The sequence below is a fragment of the Thermotomaculum hydrothermale genome (assembly GCF_016592575.1).
Taxonomy (GTDB): Bacteria; Acidobacteriota; Holophagae; order Thermotomaculales; family Thermotomaculaceae; genus Thermotomaculum; species Thermotomaculum hydrothermale.
Window position 1 is genome coordinate 1249444 of sequence record NZ_AP017470.1, and the last position, 10557, is coordinate 1260000.

Sequence of the window (10557 nt, forward strand, 5' to 3'; positions counted from 1 at the left end):
TTTGTTTATGGTAAAATACCTCTGTAAATAAAAAAGATAAGGAGTAAATTATGGCTCAGGTTGATTACCTTTCAGCAAAAATACTAATAGCAGAAGACGATGATAACTTAAGAAAAACCTTAATGAAGATTCTAATAAGGGAAGGCTTTTGCGTTGCATCAGTAAGCAATGGACAGGAAGCATTAGAATTAATGGAATTACAAAATTTTGATGTTATCATAACAGACTATAAAATGCCTGTTTTAGGCGGAGAAGAATGGGTGAAAAGGCTAAACGAATTACAGGGTAAAAACAAAATTCTCCTTCTCTCTGCGTTTTTAGAAGAGGCAAAGGTTGTTGAAGAAGAAGTTGGAGAAAAGATTTCCAAGCCTTTTAAAAGAAAAGACCTTGTTAACAAAATTATTTCCCTGTTAAAGAAAAACAACTTTCAGGGAAGGTAAATTAAGGGGGAAACTATGAAGATTTTTGTTGCTGACCCTATTGCAGAAAAAACAATTGAAGCCTTAAAAAATGAAGGGCATGAGGTTGTGGTTGAAACAGAACTTACAAGCGAAGAAGTTGGAGAAAGGTTACAGGGCTTTGATGTTGTTATTATCAGGTCAAAAACCAAATTAAGAAGAGATATCCTTGAAAAAACAAGCGGATTAAAAGTGATAATAAGGGCAGGCGTTGGACTTGACAATGTTGACAGAGTTGCAGCAAAAGAGATGGGAATAGCCGTCAGGAACACCCCTGCTGCAAGCGCAAGAGCTGTTGCTGAGCTTGTAATGGCTCATATGTTTTCCCTTGCAAGAAAGATTGCTTATGCAGACAGAACAATGAGAGAGGGAAAATGGGAAAAGAAGAAACTGAAAGGCTTTGAATTAGGTGGCAAAACATTAGGAATTATAGGTGTCGGAAACATCGGGCTCACCGTTGCGAAAATGGCAAGGGGAATTGGAATGGATGTTTTAGGCTTTGATGTTGTTGACGCAAACAAACCAAAATTAGAAGAGTTAGGCGGAAAATTCCTTACCGATATGGACGAGTTAATTAAAAATTCCGACTTTATAACCCTTCATGTGCCTTTAAATGAGCATACAAAGGGATTTATCAACAAAGACAGAATTTACTCAATGAAAAAGGGAGCCTGCCTTATAAACACAGCAAGAGGCGGATTGATTGACGAAGAAGCGCTATACGAAAGGCTGAAGAACGGAGAATTAGGTGGAGCGGCTTTTGATGTTTTTGCAGAAGAGCCTCCCAAGGATTTAAAACTCCTTGAACTTGACAACTTTGAAGCATCCCCACACATAGGGGCACAGACTAAAGAGGCTCAGGACAGAATTGGGGACGAAATCCTTAAAATTTTGAAAGAGTATATGTAATTTTTCTCCCCCCGAATTTCGGGGGGATTTTTAGTATTATGCCTGAAATTTCAATAATCCTGCCTGTTAAAAACCAGCAAGACTATATTGAAAAAGCAATAGATTCAGTCTATTCCCAGACACACAACGACTTTGAACTAATAGTCATTGACGACGGCTCAACTGATGAAACCTCTTACATTCTTGAAAAACTAAAGAAAAAGTACGGATTTAAACTTTTAACCCATAAAAAAAATTTAGGGATTGTTAAAGCCTTAAACAATGGATTAGATAAGGCAAGTGGGAATTACATTGCAAGAATGGACGGGGACGACATTATGCTCCCTGAAAGGCTTGAAAAGCAGATTGAATTCTTAAACAAAAACCCTGAATTAGACTTAATTGGGACACAGGTTGAGATTTTCAAAGAGTATGAAAAACCACCTGTTTACTGCGGATGCAGGATAAAATCTCTTGACATTGACTTTTCAACAGCATTGAAAAACATTCAAAAAGAAAAGGAGTTAACCGAAGGTGTTAAAATTTATCAAAAGTGGAACAACTCCTTAATTGCCCATGAACAAATGCTTGAAAACCTATACATAGACTGTCCAATTGTCCACCCAACATTTTTCGCAAAAAAAGAATTTTTTGAAAAATTAGGCGGCTATGCTGAAACAGAGTTTGCCGAAGACTATGACCTTGTTTTCAGGGCAGTATATTCAGGATTTAAGTTAGGAAAGGTTCCTGAAATACTCTTAAAGTGGAGAGACCACGAAAACAGAGAAACAAGGACAAACAAGAATTTGAAAAAAGACAAACTATTCTTTCAAAAGGCATACTTTTTCAAAAACTTTGACAAAAGAAGCAAAAACGGAGTTTATGTTATAGGTGTTGGAAAGTTCGGAAAAAAACTAATAGGTGCATTAAAACACTATGAAATTGAACTAAAGGGAGTGCTTGATTTTTCAGGCAAAAGAATTAGAGGCACAGTGAGAGGGATTCCCCTCATTACCCCAGAACAGATTGATTCAAATTCATACCTTATATTAGCCTATTCCTTACACCAGAACCCAAACGAAGAGTTAAAACAATTCTTCAACACCCACAAAAAAAGAATCATTCCCTTTGTTTTATAAAAAAGCCTGTCATCTAATTCCTGATTTTATTCCTTTAATAAAAACGGAATTTACTGTAAAATCCTTAATGATTGTTTAAAGAATAGCAAAAGGAGGAGTTATGCTTGATTTAAAGTTTGTAAGAAACAACCTTGACAAAGTAAAAGATATGCTTAAAAAAAGGCATACTGAAGTTGACATAGATAAGCTTGAAAAACTTGATATTGAAAGGAGAAACTTAATAGGAAAGGTTGAAGCCTTAAACTCTGAAAAGAAGAAGTTAGGCAAAGAAATAGGAATGTTGAAAAGAGAGGGGAAAGACGCATCTTCAGTTATGGAAAAGATGAAAAGTATAAGCGAGGAATTAAATTCCCTTGAAGAAAAACTAAAAGAAATTGAAGAAGAATACTTTTCAATAATGAAAACAATTCCAAATATGTTTCACGAAAGTGTGCCAATTGGGGAAGATGAAAGCGCAAATGTTGAGGTTAGAAGATGGGGAGAACCATCATGCTTTACATTCAAAGCAAAACCTCACTGGGAAATAGGGGAAGAACTTGACATTATAGACTTTGAAAGGGCTGCAAAGATTACAGGCTCAAGGTTTGCCGTAATGAAAGGCCTTGGGGCAAGGCTTGAAAGAGCTCTCATAAACTTTATGCTTGATACCCATACAAAAAAAGGTTACAAAGAGGTTTTGCCACCCTTTATTGTAAATTCAAAAACAATGTACGGCACAGGGCAATTACCGAAATTTGAAGAAGACTTGTTTAAACTTTGCACTGAAAAAGAGTACTATCTTATCCCCACAGCAGAGGTGCCTGTAACAAACCTTCACTCTGAAGAAACCCTTTTCTTTGAACAACTTCCCTTAAAATACTGCGCCTATACCCCCTGTTTCAGGGCTGAAGCAGGCTCTTATGGAAAAGATGTAAGAGGCTTGATAAGGCAACACCAGTTTAACAAGGTTGAACTTGTAAAATTTGCACACCCTGAAAACTCATACAATGAATTGGAAGAGTTAACCAAAGACGCTGAATACATATTACAACTATTGGGATTACCTTACAGAGTTGTAACATTATGTTCAGGAGATTTAGGGTTCTCCGCTGCAAAAACTTACGATATTGAAGTATGGATACCCTCTCAAAATACCTACAGAGAAATATCATCATGCTCAAACTTTGAAGACTTTCAGGCAAGAAGGGCAGGAATAAAATTCAAAGATAAAGATGGGAAAAAGAAATATGTACACACCCTTAACGGCTCAGGGCTTGCAATAGGGAGAACAGTTGTTGCAATACTTGAAAACTATCAAAATGAAGACGGAAGCGTTACAATCCCTGATGCCCTTGTCCCTTATATGGGGGGAATTACTAAAATCACAAAGGAGTGAGTATGAAATTTAAAAATTTAAGGGAACTTAATCACCCTTTGGTAGTTCACAAATTAAGCCTTTTAAGAAGCAAAGACACGGGAAGAAAAGAGTTTAAAGAGTTGATTGACGAAATTGCAATGTTGATGACCTATGAAATCACAAGGGATTTACCCCTAAAAGAGGTTGAAATAGAAACACCACTTGAAAAGACAAAGTGCAAACAAATTTTAGATTTTCAGGTTGTGCTTGTACCTATTTTAAGGGCAGGAATGGGAATGGTTGACGGCATTTTAAGGATAATCCCCTTTGCAAAAATAGGGCATATAGGGCTTTACAGAGACCATAAAACATTACAGCCTGTAAGTTACTACTTTAACCCTTGCAAAAAAACCATCTATTTATCCTTATAGACCCAATGCTTGCGACAGGGGGAAGTGCAAGCTTTGCAGCTGATGTTTTAAAGAAGAATGGCGTAAAGAATATAAAATTTATGAACCTGATATCTGCTCCCGAAGGAGTTTCAAAATTCAATGAAAAGCATTCAGATATTGAAATATACACCTGTGCACTTGATAGAGAGTTAAACGACAAGGGTTATATACTCCCTGGATTGGGAGACGCAGGAGACAGGCTATACGGAACAGTTTAAAATAAAAGGAGTTGGTTATGACAGAAAACGCATTACAGGAAGAAGTTGGTTTTTTTCACCCTTCCACAAGGTTTTACAGATTCACAGTTCTCTTTTTTGTAAGCCTTTTGACTTACGGCTCTTACTTTGCCTATGACTCAATAGGTGCAATAGCCCCCACCCTGATTAAGGAGTTAGGGGTTTCAAGAAGCGTCATAGGCACAATGTACACTGTCTATTCAATCGCTGCTATTGTTTCAGTTTTCTTGGGCGGAATGCTTATTGACCTTATCGGCACAAGGCTTGCAACAATAATATTTGCAACTCTTGTTACAATAGGTGCTGCTATTGTTGCCTTTGCCCCAAATGTTACCGTGCTTATGATTGGAAGGTTTATCTTTGGTGCTGGAAGCGAATCATTGGTTGTGGCTCAAAGTGCAATCTTGGCAAGGTGGTTTAAAGGAAAAGAGCTTGCCCTATCATTCGGGATAGCCCTTACAATAAGCAGACTTGGAACATTGTTCTCATTTAACACAGAGGCATTAATTGCAAAACACTTTGGAAATTACAAAGCAGCATTGTGGGCAGCGGTAATTTTCTGCGCCTTCTCTTTAGGTGCGGCATTTGTTTACGCAATAATGGACAAACACGGGGAGAATATTTTAAACCTTCCAAAACCTCTGGCTGATGAAAAAGTAAAACTTTCTGATGTAAAAGTTTTCTCTAAATCATTCTGGTATGTAACAATTCTATGCGTTACATTCTATTCCGCAATCTTCCCATTTACCGCACTTTCAACAGACTTTTTCCACGACAAATATCACCTGCCGTTAACAGTGCCAAGTGGTGGTGGCTTCTTCTATCAGGCTTTTTACAACATAATCCACATGTTTGACACAGCAGGCGGAACAACAACAATTATCATTGCAGCTTCAATGTTTCTTGCACCCTTTGCAGGAAGTTTAGTGGACAAAATAGGAAAGCGTGCAACCTTAATGACCTTTGGTTCTGTTTTAATGGTTGTGGCATACCTTATTATGGGATTTACCTATGTACCGCCTAAATATCCAATGATGATTTTGGGAGCAGCATTTGTTTTAGTGCCTGCTGCAATGTGGCCTTCAATACCTCTAATTGTGGAAGAGAGATTTCAGGGCTCTGCATACGGTTTAATGACAATGGTGCAAAACTTAGGGCTTGCTTTATTCCCATTTTTAAACGGAAAACTAAGAGATGTGACCCACTCATACACCGCATCAATGATTATGTTTGCATCATTGGGATTTGTTGGGCTAATCTTTGCTTATCTCCTTAAAAAAGCCGATGCAGAAGCAGGCGGAGTTTTAGAAAAGCCTTAATTTTTAAATTTAAAATAAAAGAAAAAAGGGGGAATTTTCCCCCCCTTTTTTTTATACCAACTTTAAACAGATTCTGAATTTTAGATGATGGATGTTGAATTATGGATTGAGGAAAAACTTTAATTTAAAAAATCCCTTCCTCAATCCAGCATTCATAATCCATTTATAAACAAAGTCAAGTGGGGAAATAATTTTTTGTTTCACCTCCTTTCTTGAATTCAGGTTAAAGGTTATATATCTATCGGTTCACCTTTGCTTTTTAGCATTATCAGGGATTCTTCATTCATTTATCCGAGGTCATTGCCTCACTTTGCTTTCCATAAGCCGGTTCCTAAACAAAATTTAGTGCTTATATGCACATGAATTCTGACAGGGTGTCCCGGCTTAAATGGAATCGCCTGATTGAAAGGCGAACCGCTCCCTGCTTTAAGTTGTTATCAATGGTTTCTCACATTTGTTTTCTCCCGTTACAAGCATTGGGTTATACGGCCTTTTGTGTATAAGTACCCCGTAGCATATTGCCGCTATTTTTCTTGATAGTGCCACTCTTGCTTTTTTCCAGCCTTTTCTTCTTTTTATGTTTTCATACCATTTTTTTAGCGGTATGGAGTTACAACTTTTTGATCTTAAAACAGCTATTGCCACCTGTGAGAGGTATCCCCTGAGCATTCCGTTTCCCTGTTTGGTTATTCCCTGATTGCCTATTGTTTTGCCTCCGCTTTCTCTTATTTTAGGGCATTGACCGAAGTAGGATATGAGTTTGCGTACATTTTTAAATCTTTCTATGTTTTTTCCTACCCTTGAGATAAATGCGGCAGAAGTTATTTTCCCCATTCCGGGGACGGTTAATAGCAGATTGTACATTTCTTTAAAGTCGGCATCTTTGTTTATTTGAGAGTGTATTAATTGTTCCGTTTGTTCTATTTGCTTTTCAAGTAGTTTGAATTGTTCAAACATGTGGGATATTTCAAAGTGGAGTATAGGTTGTGTTTCAGATGATATGCTTTTTAGAACAGATTCAATCTTTTTAGCTTTATTGAGTGTTCTTAAAGGTATTTTTATTTCTTTTTCCCTTAATCTTTGCCTTATTCTGTTTATTAGCCTTGTTCTGCTTTTTACAAGGTCAGCACGGTGGGATATGAGTTTGCGTAAACTATGTTCTTTTTCCGACGGGATATATACAGGTTCTGGAAGGATTTCTTTCCATAAGCTTATTGCAAGCCGTTTTGCATCTTCTTTATCTGTTTTTTTCATTGACTTTGAGATGTAGGCGTTTTTTAAGGTGTTTACCACATATACAGATATTCCTATGGCTTTGAGTATGTTGCAGTATTGAAAGGTTAATGAACTGATTTCAATTGCCGAATAGATTTCGTTTTCTTCAATTAGGCTTTCAAAAAAGGTAATAAATGTTTGCTCTTCAGTGTCAATTTCTTTGCTTTTAACCTTTGTTCCCTGCTCGTTTATAATGTAGATGTAACTTTTTTTAGTGTGCAGGTCAATTCCGCAGTATAATTTCGGTTTTTTTGAGGTACAATGTTTCATGTCAAGCCTCCTTTCTGTAAGGGTTTCTTAGGGCCTATTTTATCAAAAGTGAGGCACAGACCTCGTGAAAGAAATAGTGAGGCATAGACCTCGAAGAATAGGCCCCGGGGGCTTGACTTTGTTTATAGCAACAAAATCCATAATCTAAAATCCAAAATCCATAATCTAAAATCCATAATTCATAATTCATAATTTAGAATTTTTTTTTAGAAGATGTTAAATGATGAATTCTTAATTCTTGATTAAGGTAAAAATCCTTTTAATTAAAAAAATCCCTTCCTCAATCCAGCATTCAGAATCCATAATTCATAATTCATAAAATAAAAAAGCCTGGCAGCGACCTACTTTCCCACGACTAAACGCCGCAGTATCATCGGCCCTGAGGGGCTTAACTACCGTGTTCGGAATGGGTACGGGTGTGGCCCCCTCGGTATGGCTACCAGGCAATATCTTAAATCAAGAGAATGCAAAACAGGATTTATGGTCAAGCCAGTGGGATGATTAGTACCGGTCAGCTAAAGGTGTCGCCACCCTGTAGTCTCCAAGGTTCCTCATTGGGATACCTTATCTTGGGGCCGGCTTCCCGCTTAGATGCCTTCAGCGGTTATCCTGTGGTAGATAGCTACCCGGCATTGCCCCTGGCGGAACAACCGGTACACTAGCGCTACCCCCGACCCGGTCCTCTCGTACTAGGGTCAGGCCCCCTCAAGTATCCTACGCCCACAGCAGATAGGGACCGAACTGTCTCACGACGTTCTGAACCCAGCTCGCGTACCGCTTTAATCGGCGAACAGCCGAACCCTTGGGACCTGCTTCAGCCCCAGGATGCGATGAGCCGACATCGAGGTGCCAAACCTCCCCGTCGATGTGGACTCTTGGGGGAGATCAGCCTGTTATCCCCGGGGTACCTTTTATCCGTTGAGCGACGGCCCTTCCACTCGGAACCGCCGGATCACTAAGGCCGACTTTCGTCCCTGCTCGACCCGTCGGTCTCGCAGTCAGGCTGGCTTTTGCCTTTGCACTCTGCGGCTGGTTTCCAATCAGCCTGAGCCAACCTTCGCACGCCTCCGTTACGCTTTAGGAGGCGACCGCCCCAGTCAAACTACCCACCTGTCACTGTCCGGGGGGAGGATTCACTCCCCTCCGTTAGGTATCCAATACATCAAGGGTGGTATCTCAAGGGCGGCTCCACCGAGACTGGCGTCCCGGCTTCACAGCCTCCCACCTATCCTGCACATGATGTACCAGATACCAATACCAGGCTGTAGTAAAGGTCCACGGGGTCTTTCCGTCTTGCTGCGGGTAAGCGGCATCTTCACCGCTACTACAGTTTCACTGAGTCTCTGGCCGAGACAGTGCCCAGATCGTTACGCCATTCGTGCAGGTCGGAACTTACCCGACAAGGAATTTCGCTACCTTAGGACCGTTATAGTTACGGCCGCCGTTTACCGGGGCTTAGTTTCGGAGCTTCTCCCGACAAAGTCGAGATAACCCCTCCACGTAACCTTCCGGCACCGGGCAGGCGTCACACCCTATACGTCCTCTTACGAGTTCGCAGAGTGCTGTGTTTTTGCTAAACAGTCGCCTGGGCCTCTTCACTGCAACTCCTTTCGGCTCCACCTGCGTGAGGTTTCACCTACTTAGAGCACCCCTTCTCCCGAAGTTACGGGGCTAATTTGCCGAGTTCCTTAGCCAGAGTTTTCTCAAGCGCCTTAGGATTCTCTCCTCGCCTACCTGTGTCGGTTTGCGGTACGGTCACCTAATGCCTTACCTTAGAGGTTTTTCTCGGCAGCGGGGGATTTGCCACTTCGTCTATAAGCGACTCGTCATCACGCCTCAGGTCTATCCCGACGGATTTGCCTGCCGGGACACCCTACACGCTTGACCCCACTAATCCATCAGTGGGTAGGCATACCCTTCTGCGTCACCCCTTCGAAACATTAGGTGGTTCCGGAATTTTAACCGGATTCCCATCAGCTACGCCTTTCGGCCTCGCCTTAGGGGCCGACTAACCCTGCCCTGATTAACATTGGACAGGAAGCCTTAGGCTTACGGCGCCCGGGTTTTTCACCCGAGTTTTCGCTACTCGTGCCGGCAGAGTCACTACCCATACCTCCACCGTGTCTCACAACACGACTTCACAGGCCTAGGGTACGCTCCCCTACCTACCAACTTGCGTCGGTACCGTGGCTTCGGTGGTGTACTTGAGCCCCGTCCATTTTAGGCGCAGTGGCACTTGACCAGTGAGCTGTTACGCTTTCTTTAAAGGATGGCTGCTTCTAAGCCAACCTCCTGGTTGTCTTAGCACCACTACATCCTTTCCCACTTAGTACACTCTTCGGGACCTTAGCCAACGGTCTGGGTTCTTGCCCTCTCGACTACGAACCTTATCGCACGCAGTCTGACTCCCACATTGCAACCTTACGGCATTCGGAGTTTGGTTGGATTCGGTAGGCTGGTATGCCCCCTAGTCCATCCAGTATCTCTACCTCCGTAAGGCATCATGTGAGGCTAGCCCTAAAGCTATTTCGGGGAGAACGAGCTATAACCAGGTTTGATTGGCCTTTCACCCCTATCCTCACCTCATCCAAGCGGTTTTCAACCCACATTGGTTCGGGCCTCCATCCCGTGTCACCGGAACTTCACCCTGGACAAGGATAGATCACCTGGTTTCGCGTCTACTGATACCAACTTTACGCCCTTTTAAGACTCGGTTTCCCTTCGACTCCGGACCTTAAGCCCTTAGCCTCGCTGGTACCAGTAACTAGCCGGCTCATTATGCAAAAGGCACGCCGTCACCCAGCACCTATTTTAATTTTACCTGTTGAGACTGTTGTTTACTCTTTGGTATAGTTGTCTTCTGCTTCTTCCATCTTGTTTGAGCTTTTGCTCTCTTGTCTTTGCGTCCTTTTCACTTTTGTATGCTTCGTAGTATATTAGTTCCCATTGATGTCTTTTTGTTGATGTGTTGTCGTTACTGTTGTGCTCTGATATCCTTCTTTTTAGGTCTTTGGTGTAGCCTATGTATCTTTTGCCTTCTTCGTTTTGGATTAGGTATACATAGTACATTAGCGTCTCCTTAGATAAGATTAAAATAGGTGCTGGGCTCCGACCGCTTGTAGGCACACGGTTTCAGGTTCTATTTCACTCCCCTAACAGGGGTTCTTTTCACCTTTCCCTCACG

At 41.3% G+C, this 10557-nt stretch carries 6 protein-coding genes, 2 rRNA genes and 1 pseudogene (1 of these 9 only partly in view); 6 read left to right on the plus strand and 3 right to left on the minus strand.

All coding sequences use genetic code 11. From position 1 onward, the window contains the following. Positions 1-50: 50 nt before the first annotated feature. The 6 genes and pseudogenes from TTHT_RS05755 to TTHT_RS05780 all read left to right on the plus strand — a co-directional run bounded on the left by TTHT_RS05755 (position 51) and on the right by TTHT_RS05780 (position 5828). On the plus strand, positions 51-440 hold the full coding sequence (locus tag TTHT_RS05755) for a response regulator (RefSeq protein WP_201327029.1): 390 nt from the start codon (positions 51-53) through the stop codon (positions 438-440). A gap of 15 nt (positions 441-455) precedes the next feature. Continuing rightward, on the plus strand, positions 456-1367 hold the full coding sequence (locus TTHT_RS05760) for a D-2-hydroxyacid dehydrogenase (RefSeq protein WP_201327030.1): 912 nt from the start codon (positions 456-458) through the stop codon (positions 1365-1367). A gap of 38 nt (positions 1368-1405) precedes the next feature. Next, positions 1406-2485 carry a glycosyltransferase family 2 protein gene (locus TTHT_RS05765; protein WP_201327031.1) on the plus strand — a complete coding sequence of 360 codons (1080 nt, stop codon included), beginning with the start codon at positions 1406-1408 and terminating at the stop codon, positions 2483-2485. A 100-nt stretch (positions 2486-2585) separates the two neighbouring features. Then, complete coding sequence (gene serS / locus TTHT_RS05770; RefSeq protein WP_201327032.1) at positions 2586-3860, plus strand: serine--tRNA ligase; 1275 nt, start codon at positions 2586-2588, stop codon at positions 3858-3860. Positions 3861-3862: 2 nt separating this feature from the next. After that, positions 3863-4491: pseudogene (gene upp, locus TTHT_RS11025) on the plus strand (uracil phosphoribosyltransferase). A gap of 17 nt (positions 4492-4508) precedes the next feature. Beyond that, a complete protein-coding gene (locus TTHT_RS05780) occupies positions 4509-5828 on the plus strand; it encodes an MFS transporter (RefSeq protein WP_201327033.1) in 1320 nt (439 codons plus the stop codon). Between the two features lie 426 nt (positions 5829-6254). On the opposite strand, the gene TTHT_RS05785 is transcribed toward TTHT_RS05780, so the two are convergent. The 3 genes from TTHT_RS05785 to TTHT_RS05795 all read right to left on the minus strand — a co-directional run. Further along, positions 6255-7373: an IS110 family RNA-guided transposase gene (locus tag TTHT_RS05785; protein WP_201327034.1), complete on the minus strand. Its 1119-nt coding sequence runs from the start codon at positions 7371-7373 to the stop codon at positions 6255-6257. A gap of 328 nt (positions 7374-7701) precedes the next feature. Further along, a 5S ribosomal RNA gene (rrf, locus tag TTHT_RS05790) occupies positions 7702-7817 on the minus strand. A 36-nt stretch (positions 7818-7853) separates the two neighbouring features. Next, positions 7854-10557 (minus strand): 23S ribosomal RNA (locus TTHT_RS05795) (it continues 528 nt past the right edge of the window).